Raw genomic sequence first — 20,015 nt, 5'->3', positions numbered from 1 at the left:
TTCACAACTATGCCCAGCAGAAAGGTAAGTGGAGTATCTCCACCTATTTTTGTCAAAATCATCATTATATAAGTAATTAAATGGATTTTATCCACCTAATCCAGGCAATTTACTTGCATTTCCACTCTAGGGCATAGATTAGTTCTACTTTTTCCACTAAATTTATTCTCAGAAGGAATCAGGCCAAATTAGTGATACTTTTTCCACTATAACAGAGTGAGCTAAGCATCCAACCGATAAGATACCTCTTGGTTAGGCAAGACTCTTCCTCACCTCAGCAACTCCCATAGCCCACCTCCACTCCCCTTATCTGCCCTTCTCTTATCCGCCCTCCTCTCCTCCTTTTCTTATCCTGCAACACCCCCCTTAAAATTTGTTCCTTGACTTTGAGCATACTCCAAGTAGTACATTCATGGCAGGTGGCCACCGTATCTTGGAAGATGAAAAGGGGAACTAAGAAATGACACAACCTACAACCGTTCTGATCACAGGCGCAAATAAAGGGATCGGCTTTGAAACAGCCAGACAGCTCGGAGCCCTCGGACATAGAGTCCTGATTGGCTCGCGCGACGAGCAGCGTGGCAGCGAAGCGGCAGCCGCTTTGACACAGGAAGGCATCCATGCACACTTTATCCAGCTTGACTTGCAAGATCAGGATAGCATTGCAGCTGCGGCGCAAACAATTGCCAAGGAGTACAGTGGTCTTGATGTGCTAATCAACAATGCGGGCATTTCTCTTGGGGGTGCAGCTGCTCCAAGCCAATTGCCGGTGAATGACCTCAAAGCAACGTTCGAAACTAACTTTTTCGGTACGATTGCTGTAACCAGAGCTATGCTCCCGCTGCTCCTGCAATCTCCGGCTGGACGGATCGTCAACATGTCGAGCGGCCTGGGCTCCTTGACCTTCAACAGCGATCCCCATCACGAGCATGCCCAATTTAACCTGCTTGCCTACAATAGCTCCAAAGCGGCGGTTAACATGGCTACGATTACTTTTGCCAAGGAATTCAAGGATACTCCGCTCAAGATTAATTCAGGAGATCCCGGCTTCACCGCCACCGATCTCAATGGCTTCACTGGTCAACGCACCGTAGAGCAAGGGGCTAAGATCGCTGTACGTCTGGCTACACTGGATGCAGATGGCCCGACAGGAGGATTTTTCGATGAGAATGGAGAAGTTCCTTGGTAATGTTACTCAAGGAGGTTCCAATGGACATTACTGCGCAAGATATACCGGAGACCGTCACTTCCATCAGCCAGGCTGCCGAACTGACCGGCTTGACCGAGGATACGATACGCTATTATGAGCGGATTGGTCTGCTGCCGTATGCCGACCGCAAACCTAACGGCCATAGACACTACAGCAGGGACCAGATTCTTGGTATCCGTTTCCTGATGCGCCTTAAGGCTACCGGAATGACACTGGAAGAAATGCGGCATTATCTGGAGCTGACCCATCAGGGCGATGGCACGCTATCCGAACGGTACACCCTGCTGGAAGCGCACAATGACAAAATCGCCCGTGAGATCGCAAAACTCCAAGAGACGCAAGAGGTTATCCGTTATAAGCTCCGCCACTTCCGCGAGCTGGCAGAGAATCCGAATACTGAGTCTTACGACTGCGAGGCTCCGGATAGCAGCGGTCCATAAGCCCATTCTTTCTGAGTTGAATATCAGCCCCCAAATAAACTGTTTCTCCACCTAAGCGTGGACAACGGCTTCATTTGAGGGCCTTTTTTTGCTCGTATTCTCTCACAATCTTGTGAGAAGTGTTCTTCTTCAGATCCAGCTTTATATGAAATTTTACAGCTATATAGATAGGACTTGAAAACTTGATGATGAGGTCCGTGAATCCTTAGTGGAGAAACGATCACTAATCCAACTTCTTTGGCTTATGAAGTGTCCTGTGTGGGAAAAAGCATCACTCAGTTCAGCTTCTTTTTTTAGTTCACTGAAACTTTTCAAGTGGTGTTACGTCTGTTTAAATGCATAGTGGATTTCCAAAAATAGTAAGGAGGATATATAGAATGACGAAGTTTTTAAGAACGGGTGTTTTATTGCTATCTATATTTTTCTTAGCATCAGGAGCAGCAATGGCAGCTCCCACGAAAATTGCAGTCATTGTGAACAATGCAGCCGTAAATACCGACGTAGCCCCTTATATTAAAGGCGGAACCACGATTGTTCCGTTAAATGTGGTACAACAAATACCGGGTATATCGGTGAAATGGGATAATGCATCCAAAACCATTACCATTACCCGAAAAGGCGAAACTGTAACATTAGTTGCCGGTCAAAAGTTTGCCACCATTGGCTCGAAGAAAGTTGCTTTATCCGTTTCCTCATCTTTGGAAAATGGACGCGTCATGGTACCTTTGCGGTTTATTGCGGAATCGGCCAATGCTCATATCATTTGGAACGCTAATACACGCACCATTTATGTTGCCAAGGCTAGTGATGCTTTAACAACCCAACTGACATCAAAAAACCTGGCTGAAGCACGTTCAGCAGCCGTCCAATACCCGCAAGTAAGTCTGCTAAAAAACTTTAGTGTAACTAACGATAGCCAGAACCAGGACTACTACTTTCCGCAGGGAAAGTCTAATCAGTTCTTCATTTTGGGGGGAAATGGGATCTCCTATTATGAAATAGTCGGCAATCACAGCGAACAACTATGGACTGCACAATTTGATCCGTCCGCCAAATCTTCTAACGAACTGTTCTTCTTACCGTATAAAATAACGAATCAGGACGGCAGCGTGCCTACCCTTAACAGCCGGGTAGCCTTTTATCATCTCATGCTTCCCATCATGGAAGCTACGTATGGCTTTATTGAAACGAATGGCCAAACTACTTCCTTAGGACAAAAAGAAATCAAGCTGAATCGATTTTTTGAAATCCCAGAAGAACAATAAATGCAACTAAAAAAGAGATATCCGCCTGCCGTCTGCACGGAGGGCCTGGATATCTCTTTTTCAGGTAGATTCTCTTTGTCTCTAATTTTCTTAAGCCGACATGTATCTATCTATGGCTCAAGCCGTATGCCGTGAAGGCTTCAGGCTCATTCCCTTTTCTCTTGCCTGCTTCTGCACCGGAGGCTTCAGGGAAACCGCAAGGATGCAGGACAGGATACACAGAAGTCCGATCACAATGAAGGTAGGCTTGAACCCGCCGAGGAACGCGGCGATGAACGAACCGGATAAGGCGCCGATCCCGAAGCCCTGGTAGACGATTCCATAGTTCTTGCTGTGGTTCTTAAGGCCGAAGAAGTCGCTGACAATGGCCGGGAACACTGTAATGTTACCCCCGAAGCAGAACGCGATTGCTGCCACACAAGCGAAGAACAATCCGTAGTTTAAGGTTGCATAGCTTAGGGTAAGCATCGCTGCGGCGGTGACCAGAAGGGTGGCACTAACCAGCTTCAGACGGCTCATACGGTCAGACAAGGCTCCCAGAATCAGCCGGCCGGCCGTATTGAAAATGGCGATCATCGCCACGGCATTTGCCGCTGCTGCAATATCCAGACCGGCCAGTTGCACCCCGATATCCTTAACGATACCAATCAGATAGAGGCCGCTCATGCAGGCGGTGAAGAAAATGACGAACAGCAGGTATGCTTCCTTCGTACGGAGCATTTCTTTGACAGTATAGTCTTTCACCAGAACCGGAACTGCAGGGCCAGCAGCTGAAAGAGCCGCTTTGCCCCTTGCAGCTTGTGCCGGAGCAGCCACAGGTGCTTCCCGAACCAGCAGTGAACCCACAACGATCATAACCATAACCATAAGGCCCCAATATAAGAAAGCACTAGACACCCCTGCCGACTCAATCAGACTGCCGTTGATATATTTGAACACCAGGCTTCCTGTTCCATAGGCACCTACCGATACACCTGAGATTAAGCCTTTATTCTTCGGGAACCATTTAATCAGATTGGACAGCGACGTAATGTACGCCGTTCCGTCTGCATACCCGACAACTACACCGGCCAGCAAGTAAAACATCGGAAGGGAGCTGGCTTGTGAACTTAGGATCAGACCTAGACCCAGCATAATCCCTGCGGCTGCGGTCAGTCTGCGGAGGCCGAACCGGTCCTGCAGTCTCCCCGCGAACAGCGTCGCGAAGGCCAGGGCAAAGCTGGTAATGGAAAAAGTTATTGAAACCGAGCTGAGCTCCCAGCCGAATTTACTTACGAGCTGTGCATTGAACAGGCTCCAGGTATAGATCGTGCCCAGTCCCATCTGCATAATCACTGTACCTAACACGATGAGCCACCGCTTGCTGCCCGCTGTAGTCGTTGTCATGGGGTATTCCTTCTTTCTCTCAATTGGTCGCTTCGAGGCCTTCTTTGCCTCTTCATTGTAGCGAAAATGCACTTTCTTGAGAGAAATCCGGAATGAGATGACTTAATCGGGGAATGAACTGCCGCTAGATGCGCATGATCTGCCTGAATTCCTTCACCTTGCTGCGGCTGACCGGCACTTCATAGTCCAGATCGCGCAGCCGGAGCAGGTAGGTATTATTGAACCAGGGGATGATTTCCTTGATTTTGGACAGATTCACGACATATGAGCGGTGGCAGCGGAAGAAGCGGTCCTGCGGCAATCGGCTGTGAAACTCACTGATGCTTAAGGCCATACTGTACTCCTCCCCCTTGGTTATAACACTCGTTGTTTTTTCCTGCGCCGAAGCATAATAGATTTCATCGGCATCGACGACAATGATCTTCTCATTTTTCCACAGGTTGACCTTGTCGCTGACCTTCACATGTTCTTCTCCCGCCTGGTGTCCGCGTGCCGCAAATGCCCCCTCCAGCTTACTCAGCATCGCCTTAATTCTCGTTTCACTGTAGGGCTTCAGAATATAGTCAAAAGCTTCAATCTCAAAAGCCTCGGCAGCATGCTCCTTATACGCAGTAATGAACACAATATAGGGCTTGACCGAGAACCGGCTGATATTCTGGGCCAGCAGCACACCGTCAATGGAAGGAATGTTGATATCCAGAAAAAGCACATCCACTTCCTCCGTCTGCAGATACTTCAGCGCGTCCAGCCCGTCCTCAAACTCGGCGGCAATTCTTATGTTGCTGTGTGCCCCGATCAGAAAAGCAAGCTCCTGCCTTGCCAGTACTTCATCCTCTACAATTATCGCTCTCATCGCTGCTCCTTTGTGACGTCAAAATAGATCTCCGTCCCTTTATCCAGCCGGTGGATCGTCAAGCCATTGCCGTATATCAGCTTTACCCGCTGATGCACGTTGTACAGCCCGATTTTGTTATCCGGCATATCTCCGCTGTAGACCTTCTCAATCGTTTCCTGATTGATCCCTACACCCGTATCGGTAATACCTATCCGCACCATCCCTCCCAGGTCCTTCACGGAAATCGTCACCGTCCCTTGACCCTTCACCTTCAGGATGCCATGGACAATCGCATTCTCCACCAGCGGCTGAATGATCAGACTGGGAATCCGCACCTCTACCTCGTCAATGTCATACTCCACGGCAAGCCGGCTGCCGAAGCGCGCTTTTTCGATCTCCACATATTGCTGGACCTGCTGCAGCTCGCGCCGGATATCAATGAACTCATCGCTCAGCTCCAGATTGTAGCGCATATAGCCTGACAGATTGACGATCAGCTCCCGCGCCTTATCCGGGTCGATACGGATGGAAGAAATGATCGCGTTCAGCGCATTGAACAGAAAATGGGGATTAATGCTCGTCTGCAGCGCCTTCAGCTCCGCCTTGTTGGCCATCTCCTTGATGCCCTCCACCCGGGACACCTCCATCAGCGTAGAGATAATCTGCGACAGCCCTACCGCCATCGCCTGCAGGGAATAGGTGATTTTATGGGCTTTGGTGTAATAAATCTTGAGCGCGCCCGTGACCTCGCCCTTCTCTTTGAGCGGGATAATGATCAGTGAGCGGATCGCCCGGTTCATATATTCCGTATCATCGTCGCGGATGGTAATCTCGCCGCTTCGGAGAGTCATTTTCGTTTCTTCGCTGATAATCTCGTTTGCTTCCACATAATATTCCTCTCCAACGCCAACATAGGCGCGGATGTAGCGGGTATCGGTAATGGCGACTGCATCGGCTCCAATATCATCCTTGATAATCCCGCAAATGGTCCGCAGCGACTGGGGGTTGATGTTCCGGAAATACGGCAGCGTCTTATTGGCAATGTCGAGAGCCAGCTTGGACTGCTTCGCGGCAATCCGCTCTTTCTCCCCTTCCACGCTCTGCACGAGCATGACGATAAGACCCACACTGATCTGACCGACAATCATTGGAAAAGCAATCTTGGAGACGATGTCCGCACCCAGGGACGCCGGATTCGCCATAACCAGAATCAGCACCATCGTCAGCGCTTCACAGGCCATTCCGGCCAGAATTCCCGCGATCCAGCGGCGCTCTGCGGAGGTCCGGCGATAAATGATTCCTGAGACTATCCCCGCTGTAATGCTCGTAATCAGGCAGGGTACTGAAGTGATTCCCCCGATATCAATGAGAAAACGGTGAACCCCGGAGATAATGCCTGTAATCAAGCCTACCCATGGACCAAACAGAATCCCTCCGGCCACGATGGCGATAATCCGCACATTCACCAGGGAGCCTTCTACATTTATGCCTGTATAGGTACCGAGGATTGCAAACAGACTGAAGACCACCGTCACCATCGCGAGTTCCTGGGGAGCATACGCCCCTTTAACGAAGATCTCCTTAAACCGCGGCACCCGTGTCAGCACGAACAGACACATCAGCAGCAGCGCCGCCCTCTCAAACAATTGCAGCAGTATCGTCAGATTATGTCCCACAGCCACGCCTCCAAAGGTCAATCTATCGGTCCATTATAGAATGCACCTTGCTGCATAAGCAATCCACTACATAAACTGAACTTAAGAATTAGATGATGTGGCCCAATGAATCGCTGTGATTACAGAGGTTCACCGAATCATGGGGAGTATATAGTGAGCTCTTCAATATAAGGTTTATAATGAGAATAATGCGTGTAATTCATGGAGGTGCTGATGCTGCGGATACATAATGAAGAGGATTTGCTGCAGGCGGTGAAAGAAGATCGCTGGATGATAGATATTTTGGCGGCTGCAAGGGAGCTGCAATTACCAGACTCCTGGGTATGTGCCGGATTTGTGCGCTCCAAAGTCTGGGATATGCAGCATGGCTTTGCTGAGAGAACACCCTTGGCGGATGTGGATGTGATCTATTACGACCCGGAAGACCTGCGGGAGGAGGTCGAGAAGATCTGGGAGGAAAAGCTGCGGAGTGAATACCCTTCTATCCCCTGGTCAGTCAAAAACCAGGCGAGAATGCATGAGGTTAACGGCATTGCCCCGTACTCCTCGTCCACAGATGGTATGTCCAAGTTCCCCGAGACAGCGACTGCGCTAGGTCTGGCGATAGACGAACACGGGGAGCTTAGGTTGGCCGCTCCGCACGGGGTCTCGGATGTGATCCGGATGATCGTCCGCCCCTCCCCGCATTTTAGCGCCAACCCCAAGCTGCATCCGATCTATGTATCCCGGATGGCGAAGAAGAACTGGCAGCGGATCTGGAACCAGCTTCAAGTCCTTTCCATACAGGATTAATTCGCCTGAGTCTACACTGCCAGTTCTATGCCCACTACACCAATAATCTCTCCCCGCCGGTCTTTGACCGCTCTGGAGAGGGTAAACGCACGATTGCTTCGTGATGGCTACACTGTCCTTTATTGAACAGCGTAGCCGTTATAGATTTTTCTGGTTAGAGCTGACTGGATAGCCTCATTAGATTCGGCGGCAGGTTAATTGAAAAAAGTGAACTTAAATCGATCTTATCCCGGTTCTCCCCTAGCGCTAGTTGGAAAAAGTAGATCTAATCCGACACTTTTCCATCCTTTTGTGTGAATCCGCTTAAATCAAGTCTACTTTGTCCCACTATTGCCTCCACGAAAAGCTTTTTCGTCTATTAAAGTGGACTCGTTCCACTTCACTTCCGGCAGCTCCCCACACGCACCCCTTTTGTCCTCTGATTCTACAGTTCCTCTTGCATTGCAGAACCCGAAGGTCTCTTACTCCAGCATCCCCCGCGCAATCCAGACCCCTGCAGCACCAGCCTGGGCCAGCCCGCGGGTGATGCCCGCTCCGTCACCGCCGCAGTAGAGGCCGGAAATTTCCGTTTCCAGCTTCTCTGTCAGCTTCGGCCGGGCGGAATAGAATTTCGCTTCCACGCCATAGAACAGCGTATGCTCGGAGGCAATGCCCGGAGTGACTTTTTCCAGTGCCTCTACCATTTCAATCAGACTCTTCATCGTTGTATACGGCAGCACCAGCCCGAGATCCCCAGGCACCGCTTCCTTCAGCGTAGGCTCCAGAAACCCTTCCTTAATCCGTGTTTCGGTGGAGCGCCGTCCGCGCAGAATATCCCCATATTTCTGGACAATGACACCACCGCTGGACAGATCATTGGCCCGCTTGCAGATTTCCCGCGCATATTCATTCGGCTTGTCAAAAGGCTCCGTAAAGGTATGCGAAACCAGCAGCGCAAAGTTGGTATTCATGGAACCCAGCGCAGGGTCTTTGTAGGAATGCCCATTGGCCGCCATCACTCCGCTATGATTCTCCACGACAACATGTCCGGAAGGATTGCTGCAGAACGTACGGACACGTGTGCCTACGGAGGTGTTGAAGATGAACTTTCCTTCATAGAGATGCTCATTAATCTCCCGCATCACGACGTCCGACGTTTCCACTCTAACGCCAACATCCACCTGATTGTTGTACATCTTGAGCCGGCGTCTCTTCAGCACATCCGTCAGCCACGCCGAGCCGTCACGCCCCGGAGCGATCATAACCTTGCCTGCCTCATAGCTCTCGCCATTCTTCAGCACAATGCCTGTAATCCGGTGTTTGCCCTCTTCTTTAGCTGTAACGATATCTTGAACCTCAGTTTTGAACAGCATATCTATGCGTGTCCGCAAATATTCATATATGGATTTCAGGATTTCCAGGTTCTGCTCTGTTCCGAGATGGCGCACCTGCGCCCGCAGCAGCTTAAGCCCGGCGGCGTATCCCCGCTGCTCGATGCCCCGGATGCTTTCGGTTGTCGGATCCGTAATGACCGGTGTAGCTCCATGCTCCAGATTGATGTCATCCACATACTGGATCAGCTCCAGCACTTTGGATGGTGCCAGATAATCGGTCATCCAGCCGCCAAATTCCGTGGTGATATTGAACTTGCCATCGCTGTAGGCACCCGCTCCCCCAAATCCGGCGGTGATAGAGCAGGCAGGCAGACAGCCGGCGAATTCCTTGCGTCCTGAGGCTGGAGGGCAGAGTTTGATTTTCTCCTCCAGAATCGGGCAATTGCGCCGGTAGATATCATGACCCTTGTCCACCAGCAGCACTTTCAACTCAGGGGCTTTGCGCGTCAATTCATAGCAGGCGAAGATTCCGGCCGGACCGGCACCTACGACAATCACATCATATTTACTCATCGGTTTCTCTGTTCCTCCCAGGCTGAAACGGGCCTCATGTATCTAACAAGGACGGTATCCGTTTCTGCGGTAATCATAGTTCTTCTATAACGCAGCACAAAAAATCCTGACCACTTCATAGGTATGCTAAAAGCATCCTATTCGTAGCCAGGAATTTACGGTTCCCTGTAGAAACCCCCAAACCTTATCTTTGAGGATATACGAACAGCTAATCATTGTTTTATCAGCCAATAGGAATATTACAGAACATATGCGGATGTGTCAAGGTGTTTCGATGCCAATAATTCGTGTTCCATGCACATATGGCATATAAACTCTAGGAAACACACTGAATAAACACCTAAACACGAACATTCATAATTCCAACATATTAGTATTGATGAATAAATCCCAGGATAGGAAATGGAAAATTCCAATATATAGTACGAATGTCTCATTCGTTTTTTGGAGGAAAACAGTGATTTTTGTCGAATCTATAGATACATTGCCACTGGAAAAGAGGAACATCCTATGCATATTCCACCGCCAACTCCTCGCCAAACGTACTGGAACCGTCTGATCCTAAATGCATTCTGGGTAGTACTGCTTGTCTATCTGGCCACTCAAATCATAATCTCTTTATCCATAAGCGGGGAACGCCCCGACTTTTCAGGTAAAAGCTTCTTGATCAATAATATACTGATTCCTGACCTTATCATTCTGGGTTCCTTGCTTATGCTGGAAGCCATACATAAATGGCGTCCCTTGTTGTCAGAACTCTCCATCATTATTGCCAGCCACTTGATCGCAATATTGATGATTTCGAATATCAGTGACGAATTCCATGTGAAGCCTCTGATTATGCTTATCCCTTTGCTGGTCTCCATGCTCTATTTGAGAAATATCTATTTGAAAGCCAGTTCCATTCTTTGTCTGATATATATGATCCTGCTGTTCCTGAGTACACATGCTTCTAGCTATATGGTGCGCGTCCAAAATGTTATGATTGCCCTAATTTTAACAGGGGCTGCTCTTGCCGGTTTTGGCATCATTGCCCGGGGGCGTGAACTGATGAATTCTCTGGAGAACTCGCTGAAATCGGAGCAGGAACTGCGCATACAAAATATCATTATGGACCGGCTGTCCAAGATTGATCCTTTGACCGATCTGTATAACCACAAAACCTTTCATGAATATCTTGGCTGGCTGATTGATCACCAGCAGAGTAATCCGTTTCCGATGCAGCTGGCTATTCTGGATATCGATAATTTCAAAAAAGTTAATGATCAGTATGGACACTGGGTCGGTGATATTGTACTGAGACAGGTTGCCGCGATGGTGCTGAAGCATATTGGTGCGGATGATTTCGCCGCCCGGTATGGGGGAGAAGAGTTTGTTGTGATTCTGACGGCTAAGAAGCTCGAGGATTCACGCAGGATCATGACGCGGATTCTAACTGCCATTGCCGAGCTGCCTATTACCGAAATGGATGGAGCTTCAATAACCGTCAGCATAGGCATGCATGACTACACCGGTACGGACTCCAAAAGCTCCACTTTTCAGCAGGCAGATGATGCACTGTACGAGGCCAAAAAATCCGGCAAGAATAAAATCGTTATTGCCTGATTAAACGGTCAAACATTCAAAAAGGGCCTCAGAGCAAAAAGCTCTGAAGCCTTTTTTTGTGCCATGCGGCAACTGAATTTATTCATGCAGATATTCGGGGCCATGACGTCTCTGAGGCTCCAGCAGCTCAATCACTCCGTGCTGCGGCACCGGACGGCTAATGAGATATCCCTGTACCTTGTCACAATCTGATTCCTTGAGAAACGCCAGCTGGTCAGCATCCTCTACTCCTTCTGCTACAACCTCCAGGCCCATTTTATGCCCGAGAATGATGATGGTCTGGACAAAGGATTGGCTGTAGGCCTTTTCCACCAGCGAGTCGATGAAGATTTTGTCCATTTTGAGTGTGGAGATCGGTAACTGCTGCAAATAGCTCAGGGATGAATACCCCGTTCCAAAATCATCCAGAGCGATGCGAATTCCGCGGGATTTCAGGAATTCCAGCTTGCTCACTGTGTTTTCAAAGGATTCCATGAAGATGGATTCCGTAATTTCAAGCTCCAGACAATTAGGCGCAAGGCCGCTTTCCTTCAGACTGTCGAGCACAATCTCCACGAAATCATCCTGCAGCAGCTGAATAATGGATATGTTTACTGAAATTTTGTAGGGTAAGCCCGTTCGGTCATTGATGCTTTTCATGAAATTGCAGGCCTCTCTAAGCACCCATTCCCCGATATAGATGATCAGCCTGGAATCTTCGGCAATTTTGATAAAGGACAGCGGAGATACAAAGCCCAGAACCGGACTGTTCCAGCGGATCAGCGCTTCAAAACCCGAGATAAGTCCTGTCCGGATCTCCACCTGCGGCTGGTAATGCAGCTGAAATTCATTGTTAATCATCGCACTGCGCAGATGTTTCTCAATGTTCATCCGTTCATTGAATGGCATATGCATGGACTTGTCGTAGACCACAAAGGTGTTTTTCCCTTCCTCTTTGGCTCTATACATGGCGACATCTGCATTCATCAGTATCTCTTCCGTAGTTTCACCATCTTCCGGGTAGAAGGAAATCCCAATACTCACAGAAACATACAAATTGCTCTCTCCGATCAGAAATGACCTGCGGAAGGAACGCAGAATACGCTCTGCCAGTTCAAGGACCTCTATGGGGTTCTCTGTATCTTTGACAAACACCACAAACTCATCACCGCCAAGCCGGGACAGCATGTCCCCTTCGCGCACAACGGACTGCAGCCGTTCACTGGCCTGACGGATCAGGATATCACCGGATTTATGGCCCAGCGTATCATTAATATATTTGAAATTATCCGTATCCACGAACAGAAGCGCCGCCTTGCCTCCGGGACGGTGGAAATAACTCTCCATAGTCTCCAGTAAAAGAATACGGTTGGGCAGGCTACTGAGTGAATCCATATACGCTAAACGGTGCATATTCTTTTGATTCTCCAGCAGCATATCATACTGGCCTACAAGCTCATCCTGCGTGGCTGTCAGCTGCTCATAGGTAGCTTCAAGCTCCTGGTAGCTGTTGCTTAGCTGGAACTCAGCCTGCTTGCGCTTGCTGATATCAATTAAGGAGCCCAGGAACAACATCATTTGGTCTTTGTGGTCTACAATAGCCTTGCCGCGCACTTCAAACCAGACGTAGCTGTTGTCCTTAGTGCGCATCCGGTACTCCAGTTCATAGATTGGAGTCAATCCGGCCAAGTGCTCCTGCCGGGCTTTGCGCGCGGGCTCCTGGTCGTCGGGATGGATGATGCTGAGAACACCGTCCTCGAACAGGTTGATCTCTTCTTCCGTGTAGCCCATGACCTCATACCAGCGTTCCGACAGTTTATATCTCCCGTTCTCGTAGTCCAGCTCCCACATGTAGGCACCGGAGCCCTCGGAAGAAAGCCGGAACCGGCGTTCACTTACGGCAAGCTTGCTCAACTGATCTTTCAGTTCCTCCTCGGTCGCCGACAGTTCTTCGTATGTGGCCTCCAGCTCCTCATAGCTGAGCTGCAGCTTGAGTTCATTCTGCTTGCATTCATCTATATCCATCCCGACGAGCACAAATATATCCTTGGCCCGCGGGTCCATTCCACGGATCAGCGTTGTCCGGAACGAGAAATAGCGTGCTTCGTGTGAATGTGCCGGAAGCTTCAGCTCCACATTACTTACGTAATCTTGATGCACCGCCCGGATGAGAAGCTCTCTTAGCATTTCCGTCCCGCCATCGAGCCCTGACATCTTCTCAAGGCTCACATCCAGCACATCCTTCTCGCTAAGTCCGGTCATTGCTGCCGCATAGTGATTGAACTTTACAACCCGCTTATCCCCTTGCACCGCCCATACAATCATGCCGCTGTGCTCAATGACATCCCCGAAGAACTCCTGCTCCGAATGGATGGTCCGCCGGAGATGCCTGATATATACTCTGAGCGCAGCAATCACGGCGGCCAAGAGTAATATACCAATGATAATTCCGGATATTATCCGGCCGCGCATCATCGATCTGAAGTTTTCGGAATGGGTGAAAAAATATTGCTGGTACAGCTCCTCATAAGCCCCCGACCGCTCCAGCCGGTCCAGCCGCCCATTAATATAAGAGACGAGCTGAGGCTTAGACTTACTAACGCCAAAAGCGACATCTAGGGGATATAAATCACTCATTTTCCGGACGATATTGCCGGTTAAGCCCTGCTCAACGATTAAATAGTCTACCACTCCCTGATTCTCAAAGAGCAGGTCAATCTCGCCTTTCCGCAGGGCTTCCAGCGCTTCTGGTACTGTTGCATATTCTATGTATTGTGAGGCATCTGTTTTATTGCGGAGAACGGTCTCGGAATATTGGTCCTTGCCGACGCCGATTATGTAATTCTTCAGGGTGCTTAACTTAATGTCTTCTTGGAGAGTCTGACGGGAATACACGGATATATAGCTTTTGAGTACAGGCTTGGAGAACAGGATCTGCTTCTTCCGTTCCTCAGTTATTGCGGTAAGACCTGTTGTATCAATTTCTCCCCGCGTCAGCCGTTTGTATGTATCCTCCCATTCGCCGGTACTGTAGTGAATCAGATATTCCCGATTCTCAAAAATCATACTCGTCAGGTTAATATCGAAGCCGGTCAGGTATCCGTTCTGTATATACTTGTATGGCGGATAGTCGAGTTCTGCCTGGTATCGGATTTCCTGTCTTTCGGCGTGAGCGGATGCAGGGGGCGCAAGCATGAGCACAATGCTAATTAGAAGCAAGAGTTTACACCGCTTCATCGCAATTCTCCTTTTTCCAAAATATAAGAATTTTTATGCTTCACGCTATCATTTATATCAAGCTCTATTCGACAAAAAACGGTATGTTTCCTGCAAGAGGCCCCTGCAACTGCGATAAATTATGCAATTCCTCCTAAGTACACCTGTAACAAAAAAATTGAAGTCCTTCACTTTTTTATATTGCTTTTTAGATAAAAAATGTGGATAATAGCATTAACGGTTGATAATGATTATCATTATTGAGAAAATTCAATCATTCCCTTCACTATATTTGAAATAAAGGAGACTGAACACCCATGAACGCAGCCACTACCCGGACGGCACTGAAGGTTGACGATTATCTGGATCTGCTCAATCTTGCTGTAAAAGTTGGAGATTTGAAATGGCAAAAGGAAATCAAATCCAGATTGCAATATATACTCTGCCTGCAAACCAGATAGCAGTCCTGCAGTTACGCCGCATCCCCTTGAGGGAATGCGGCTTTTTGGGTTCTTCGGGTGTTGAATCCCAAGTGAACAGCCGTAGGGTGTTTAATGATATAGTATAATTATCAGCATAATATACAGTACACTAGACCCCCTTCAGATCGGAGCGTGCCCCTTTGAAAAAATATGTTGTCTTGTTCCTGATGTTCAGCCTCCTATGGATGCCTAATGTGTACGCGGCGGGAATTCCTGCACAGGAGGGAATGGTTACCGATAAAGCCGGTCTGCTCACCAATCAGGAGGCGGCTGATATTGCAGCCATTGCTGCTGGTGACCTCTATACCATTCGGGTATTGACCGTGGATTCCCTGGATGGGGCTGAGGCTTCTGCCTATGCCACAGACGTATATGACTCCTGGGCCTTAACGCCGCAGGATGTTCTTCTCTTAATATCTGCCCAAGACCAGCAGGTTGAACTGAATTTCCTGAACCCGGGTCTCCAGAAGGAGATCAACACCTGGTCCCAAGCCCACGGCGGGGCTGCGGGTACTGCGGCCATCCAGAGAATACTGGATACGTACTTCATTCCCTATGTGCGGGAAGGCGATTTTGCCGGGGGTATCCGCTCCATGATTAAGGAGCTTCATTCCTTTGCCGGCACAAGCGGCGGTGCAGTTGCAGACGGTGGAAGTTCCGGGTCCCCGAACAGCGGCGCAGCAGCAGGCAGTACCACGGACAGCCGGAACAGCGGCGGTTCTGGACGTGCAGAGAGCGGCAGTTCCGGCCTTGGGCTACTCACACTAGCAGCGCTCGTCATTGGGATTGTACTGCTGGCAATAGTACTGTATGTGCTGTTCACTGGTCTGCGCAGACGGAGACAGCTTAGCAGCCAGCAGGAGCAGTTGGCAGACCTGCTGGTAAGGGCCAATCATGCCCTGGAATCCCTTCAGCCGTTCCAGGGCATTGTTCAGGGGAAAACCGGGGAAATGGTCGAGGGAATTTCCAAAAGGCTGTCAGCCAAGCTGGTGGAAATCTCCGCATTACAAAGCTCAGGCCAGAGTTCCCTGCCTCCGTTCTATCATTTGAAGGCACTCAAAGAAGCCAGTACAGAGCTGCAGCAGGCCGAGGAGGCTTACCGCTCAGCACTTGAGGAAGAGGAGCAGCATATAGCTGTAATCAGTGATGCCGACCGCAATGTCAAACAGCAGATTACAGAGTTGAAAAAGGATGCGCCTGAATTGAATGAATATCTCCAGAGCGCAGTGAAGGAGACCGGCTATGGGCTGGAGGAAATCGCGGAGGATCTGAAGGAACTGGCCGAGGAAACTGCCAAAGCGGATGAGCTGGAGCTCTTCGACCCGATTGCCGCACAGGATATGACCGGGGAAGCCCAAGAACGGCAGGAACAAATCGAGCAGGATCTGCGGGATGTTGATACTTATGACGATAAACTCAATAAATTTCCAGGGGTTGTGGCAGCTGCACGCAGCAAAATTGCAACACTGATTGAACAGAACTCCCTCCACAATATGAAGGTTAAGCCTTATGATAGTCTTGACCAGGCCTCTTCAGCCTCAGCAACGCTTGAAGCGCCTCTCCGTATCGGGGATATGGATGAAGTACGCAGAATCGCTGCCCAAATGGACACCTTGCTTGGTGAAGCCGTCCTCATGACAGAACGTCAGGCACTGATCCGCCAGAATAACCTGAGGGATCTGGCTACGATTCGCGGCCGCTGGAGTGAGCTGACTCAGCGGCGCAATGAGCTGCAAGGCCAGATTACTGAAGCCCGCAGCCGATTTGAGGAGTATCATCTAAGTCCTCTTGCAGAAGCGCTTGAGACATCGGGCACACAGCTCCGTCAGGGTGCGGGCGAAGTGCCGCAGATCGAAACCTGGACCAGCGACCAGCGCGGGGAATACGACAACGCCCGCAGCGGCCTGGACCGGCTGCTTCAGCTGCAAGAAGAAACCGTACAGAAATTCGATCATATCAGCGAAAGTCTGAGCACATTGAATCAACGCTTGTCTGACATTACCCGGCTCTTCTCTGAGGGGCAAGCCCAGGTTGATACGGCCCAGAACCGGCTGCAAAGCAAGGGGATCGCTTCCAGAAGCCCCTTCCAGCTCTCCCTGCTGCCGGAGCATGCTGAACTGGAGCAGCGACTGGCTACCCGGCCTTACAACCTTGATGAGCTGGAGGCCGCGGGACGCTCCTATGCATCCCGGATTTCTTCCTTCGTAGAGGAAGCGAACCGGCTGATACGCCAGAAAGAAGAAGAGGAGCGCCTGGCACAGCTGGCGATCCTGCGGGAACAGCAGCGCCGGGAGCAGGCGCGCAGGCGCTCCTCCTCTGGGGGTGGATTCGGCGGAGGACGATCCTCTGGAGGCTCCTCATGGGGAGGCGGCGGCCGTTCCTCCGGGGGATCGTCCTGGGGAGGCGGGGGAGGCAAATCCGGCAGAAACTCCTCTGGCGGCTCCAAATGGTAGACATTCAGATTTATCCGAAACGCCCCCGGCCCAATTTCTGGCCGGAGGCGTTTTTTGCCGGAATGCAGTTGTTACCTTGGGAGCTGTGCAAATAAGTGAAAGATCATTTCATGCGTGACATATGGATTCTTATATTTGGACTTTAAAGGGCAATTCATTACTGCCTCATCTCTGCAATAAAGTGTTCAAAAACCGGGGATAGCATGCGCTCCTTGCGGTATATGAGCTGAATGTAAAACTTCTCTTGCTTCCCGGTTAAGGGAATTCCGGTTAAGACGCCAGTGTTCAGTTCCTCCTCAATAGCATAGCGAGGCAAGAAGGCTGTCCCCCACTGATGCCGCACCGCCTGCTTGATTCCCTCAAGGTTTCCGAATTCCATGTCTATACGCGGAGCAATGCCCGCCGCCTTGAGCTCCTGCAGCAACTGCTTGCGGTAAGTACATGAATCCTCCGTCAGCACCAACGGCTCGTCAGCCAGCTGATTGGAAGTAACCTCCGTTTCTTTGGCAAGCCTATGCTCCGGATGGGTGACTACATACAACGGTTCCTGGCGCAGCGGCAGCGCGATAATCTCATCGGACCTGTACGTCACATCAAAGATCAGTCCGAAATCTGCTGATTTATCTTTAACCGCCGTAATAATCCCTTCCTCCGAGCCGGGCTGAACACGAAGCTGTACCTCGGGATACCGCAATCTATAGCGGTGCAGCCGGTGTGGCAGGTAATAGGCCGCAAGGGTCTCTATGGCCCCGATATTCAGTACGCCCCGGTCCCCTCCCGCAATCATTCCCTTGGCCTCTTCGCTGAGCGCCAGCATTTGCCGGGCATACGGCAGAAGATTATTCCCCGCAAAGGTCGGAATCATCCCCCGTCCCGAACGCTCGAGCAGGATCGCCCTGTACATTTCCTCAAGCTTGGCAACTTGAGCAGTCACACTCGATTGGGCGTAGCCTAATTTCTCTGCCGCCCGCGTGTAACTTCCGCTGGATACTACTTCACAAAAGGTCCGCAAATAGGTGAGTTCCATCGTAATTTCTCCCGAACTATCGAAAATTTCGATATTTATCATCAAGTACTATAGATAACTACAATTATAGATTCATTATACAATAAAGCCAGCACGATATCCCAGAGGAGGAATCTTTATGATCATCACACCTAAATCACAGGTACTGGCTGTGCCCGCAGCCGACCCTGCAGCAGCCCTGAATTATTTTACAGCTAAGGGCTCTTTTGAAACCGATGTGGCTGATGTAGCGTTTGATCTGCGTGAGGGGATCACCGGGTTTACTCTGGTGGATGTCCGCGACACCCGTTCCTACGGAGAAGCCCACCTGCCGGGAGCTGTCTCCCTGCCTTCGGGCCGTCTTGCTAGCGGCTCTCCCGAGTTCTCCACTGGAGAGGTCCTGGTACTCTACTGCTGGGGCCCTGCCTGCAATGGAGCCAGCAAAGCTGCTGCCAGACTGGCTGCCCAGGGCTATCCGGTGAAGGAAATGCTCGGAGGTATCGAGTACTGGCGCAAAGAAGGCGGGGCACTGGAAGGCACGCTTGGCGAGAAAGCGCCCCTATACTGGAATACGCGGCAGGAATAAGTGCTCTATCTGCCTTATTTGGATGACAGTCTATTATTTGGCGGAAATTATTTAACAACAAACAAGCCCGTCCTCCACGGTTAGGCGGAAGCGGGCTTGCTTGGGGCTTTGGCTTTGGCTGATGCCGATTCGCTACAGCCGGTTATCAGCACACTGCAGAGCCGCTGATCATGTGGCTGAACCTCTTTTCTTAGTGCATATCCTTAGGCTCGTCATGCTGCTCATCCAGAAACGGCTTGTTCACATAATAATACATTACGCCCATCAGCACGCCGCCTCCGATTAGATTCCCCAAAGTGACCGGCACCAGATTGTGGAGAACACCGCCCCAGGAGATTGTACCGGGATGATCCAGTACGAGTGCAATCGCAAACGTACACATATTCGCGATACTGTGCTCATAGCCGGAAATGAAGAAGCAGAAGACGAACAGAACCATGGCGAACATTTTGGCTCCATCGCTTTTCATAGACATGGGGACAAAAAAGGCCAGACATACCAGCCAATTACAAAGAATTGCACGGAAGAACAATTGCATCGTTGGGGCTTCCATCTTGTGCGCCACCACATTCAGCAGAAATCCGTTCACACTGGAGTCATAGAATAACCCCGTCAAAAAAATCAGCAGCGCAAATGCAGTGGCCCCGAGAATATTACCGATGTAGCTCATGACCCACATCCGTACAACCTCGGTCCACTGCATTTTGCGTCTTAAGGCGGCATACGTGTAATAAAAGGTGTCTCCAGTGAATAAATCGCCTCCGCCATACGAGATCAGAATGATGGCTGCTCCAAACGTAATCGCCGCCATCGGATACGTCATCGGCGAATGCTCCATGTAGAAAAAGTTACCGGTCTTGAACGCTACGATGACACCGAAGCCAATGAACATACTGGCCAGCATTGCCCTGGCGATATAACGGAAAATACTCTGCTTGTAAATCTTCTGTTTCTTCAGAGCCAACTTCTCTACCTGCAGCAGTGCCTCGTTCTCCATGTGACCTCCGCATTAGCTTCGTATTTTCAGCGATGTGAGGCTGAAGACAGCCTCCGGGTTATTATACCCAATAAACCGCTGGAAATCGCTTGAACCACGGAATATCTTAAATTTTTTGGATTCTAATCGGAGAACCCCAACACTGCTGCCCTAACTGTCATCGCCCGGATCATTCAACCTGACAATAGCCGCTGCCTTCTC

The 20,015-nt window shown here is 50.0% G+C and carries 15 protein-coding genes and 1 riboswitch; of the genes, 8 read left to right on the top strand and 7 right to left on the bottom strand.

Annotated elements, in window-relative coordinates:
- Nucleotides 1-460 precede the first annotated feature (460 nt).
- The 3 genes from A3848_RS20155 to A3848_RS20145 all read left to right on the top strand — a co-directional run bounded on the left by A3848_RS20155 (nucleotide 461) and on the right by A3848_RS20145 (nucleotide 2,915).
- Nucleotides 461-1,189 carry an SDR family oxidoreductase gene (locus A3848_RS20155; protein ID WP_074086650.1) on the top strand — a complete coding sequence of 243 codons (729 nt, stop codon included), beginning with the start codon at nucleotides 461-463 and terminating at the stop codon, nucleotides 1,187-1,189.
- A gap of 20 nt (nucleotides 1,190-1,209) precedes the next feature.
- On the top strand, nucleotides 1,210-1,650 hold the full coding sequence (locus tag A3848_RS20150; RefSeq protein ID WP_074086876.1) for a MerR family transcriptional regulator: 441 nt from the start codon (nucleotides 1,210-1,212) through the stop codon (nucleotides 1,648-1,650).
- 377 nt (nucleotides 1,651-2,027) lie between these two features.
- Nucleotides 2,028-2,915 carry a copper amine oxidase N-terminal domain-containing protein gene (locus tag A3848_RS20145; protein ID WP_074086649.1) on the top strand — a complete coding sequence of 296 codons (888 nt, stop codon included), beginning with the start codon at nucleotides 2,028-2,030 and terminating at the stop codon, nucleotides 2,913-2,915.
- Between the two features lie 117 nt (nucleotides 2,916-3,032).
- On the opposite strand, the gene A3848_RS20140 is transcribed toward A3848_RS20145, so the two are convergent.
- The 3 genes from A3848_RS20140 to A3848_RS20130 all read right to left on the bottom strand — a co-directional run bounded on the left by A3848_RS20140 (nucleotide 3,033) and on the right by A3848_RS20130 (nucleotide 6,755).
- On the bottom strand, nucleotides 3,033-4,301 hold the full coding sequence (locus A3848_RS20140; protein WP_074086648.1) for an L-lactate MFS transporter: 1,269 nt from the start codon (nucleotides 4,299-4,301) through the stop codon (nucleotides 3,033-3,035).
- A gap of 124 nt (nucleotides 4,302-4,425) precedes the next feature.
- A complete protein-coding gene (locus tag A3848_RS20135; RefSeq protein WP_074086647.1) occupies nucleotides 4,426-5,154 on the bottom strand; it encodes a LytR/AlgR family response regulator transcription factor in 729 nt (242 codons plus the stop codon).
- Nucleotides 5,151-6,755, bottom strand: coding sequence for a LytS/YhcK type 5TM receptor domain-containing protein (locus A3848_RS20130; protein WP_178382051.1), 1,605 nt, complete (start codon nucleotides 6,753-6,755; stop codon nucleotides 5,151-5,153). Before A3848_RS20130 ends, A3848_RS20135 begins: the two co-directional genes overlap by 4 nt.
- Before the next feature lie 258 nt (nucleotides 6,756-7,013).
- On the opposite strand from A3848_RS20130, the gene A3848_RS20125 reads away from it, so the two are divergent.
- Complete coding sequence (locus tag A3848_RS20125; RefSeq protein ID WP_256702489.1) at nucleotides 7,014-7,604, top strand: nucleotidyltransferase family protein; 591 nt, start codon at nucleotides 7,014-7,016, stop codon at nucleotides 7,602-7,604.
- Nucleotides 7,605-8,065: 461 nt separating this feature from the next.
- On the opposite strand, the gene A3848_RS20120 is transcribed toward A3848_RS20125, so the two are convergent.
- Nucleotides 8,066-9,490, bottom strand: coding sequence for an NAD(P)/FAD-dependent oxidoreductase (locus tag A3848_RS20120; RefSeq protein WP_074086645.1), 1,425 nt, complete (start codon nucleotides 9,488-9,490; stop codon nucleotides 8,066-8,068).
- 124 nt (nucleotides 9,491-9,614) lie between these two features.
- A riboswitch (purine riboswitch) is annotated at nucleotides 9,615-9,714 on the bottom strand.
- Between the two features lie 286 nt (nucleotides 9,715-10,000).
- Between A3848_RS20120 and A3848_RS20115 the strand changes: the two genes are divergently transcribed.
- Nucleotides 10,001-11,095 (top strand): GGDEF domain-containing protein, encoded by a 1,095-nt coding sequence (locus A3848_RS20115; protein ID WP_074086644.1) that lies wholly within the window; start codon nucleotides 10,001-10,003, stop codon nucleotides 11,093-11,095.
- A 78-nt stretch (nucleotides 11,096-11,173) separates the two neighbouring features.
- Here the strand turns inward: A3848_RS20115 and A3848_RS20110 are convergent, their stop codons facing one another.
- Nucleotides 11,174-14,311 (bottom strand): EAL domain-containing protein, encoded by a 3,138-nt coding sequence (locus tag A3848_RS20110; RefSeq protein ID WP_074086643.1) that lies wholly within the window; start codon nucleotides 14,309-14,311, stop codon nucleotides 11,174-11,176.
- A 296-nt stretch (nucleotides 14,312-14,607) separates the two neighbouring features.
- Between A3848_RS20110 and A3848_RS32430 the strand changes: the two genes are divergently transcribed.
- Together A3848_RS32430 and A3848_RS20105 are read left to right on the top strand one after the other, a co-directional pair.
- On the top strand, nucleotides 14,608-14,751 hold the full coding sequence (locus A3848_RS32430) for a hypothetical protein (RefSeq protein WP_167330798.1): 144 nt from the start codon (nucleotides 14,608-14,610) through the stop codon (nucleotides 14,749-14,751).
- 161 nt (nucleotides 14,752-14,912) lie between these two features.
- The gene (locus tag A3848_RS20105; RefSeq protein ID WP_074086642.1) at nucleotides 14,913-17,225 is read left to right on the top strand and encodes a TPM domain-containing protein; all 2,313 of its coding nucleotides are present in this window, start codon (nucleotides 14,913-14,915) and stop codon (nucleotides 17,223-17,225) included.
- Nucleotides 17,226-17,382: 157 nt separating this feature from the next.
- Here A3848_RS20105 and A3848_RS20100 read toward each other — a convergent pair whose 3' ends face one another.
- Entirely contained in the window at nucleotides 17,383-18,252 is an 870-nt protein-coding gene (locus tag A3848_RS20100; protein WP_074086641.1) for a LysR family transcriptional regulator, read from the bottom strand.
- Nucleotides 18,253-18,370: 118 nt separating this feature from the next.
- Here A3848_RS20100 and A3848_RS20095 point away from each other — a divergent pair, with 118 nt between their 5' ends.
- A complete protein-coding gene (locus tag A3848_RS20095) occupies nucleotides 18,371-18,817 on the top strand; it encodes a rhodanese-like domain-containing protein (RefSeq protein ID WP_074086640.1) in 447 nt (148 codons plus the stop codon).
- Between the two features lie 190 nt (nucleotides 18,818-19,007).
- On the opposite strand, the gene A3848_RS20090 is transcribed toward A3848_RS20095, so the two are convergent.
- Nucleotides 19,008-19,814, bottom strand: coding sequence for a formate/nitrite transporter family protein (locus A3848_RS20090; protein WP_074086639.1), 807 nt, complete (start codon nucleotides 19,812-19,814; stop codon nucleotides 19,008-19,010).
- Nucleotides 19,815-20,015: the final 201 nt, after the last annotated feature.

The sequence above is a fragment of the Paenibacillus sp. P32E genome (assembly GCF_001909085.1).
Classification (GTDB): Bacteria; Bacillota; Bacilli; order Paenibacillales; family Paenibacillaceae; genus Paenibacillus_AQ; species Paenibacillus_AQ helianthi.
This window is presented reverse-complemented; position numbering and strand designations above follow the sequence as displayed.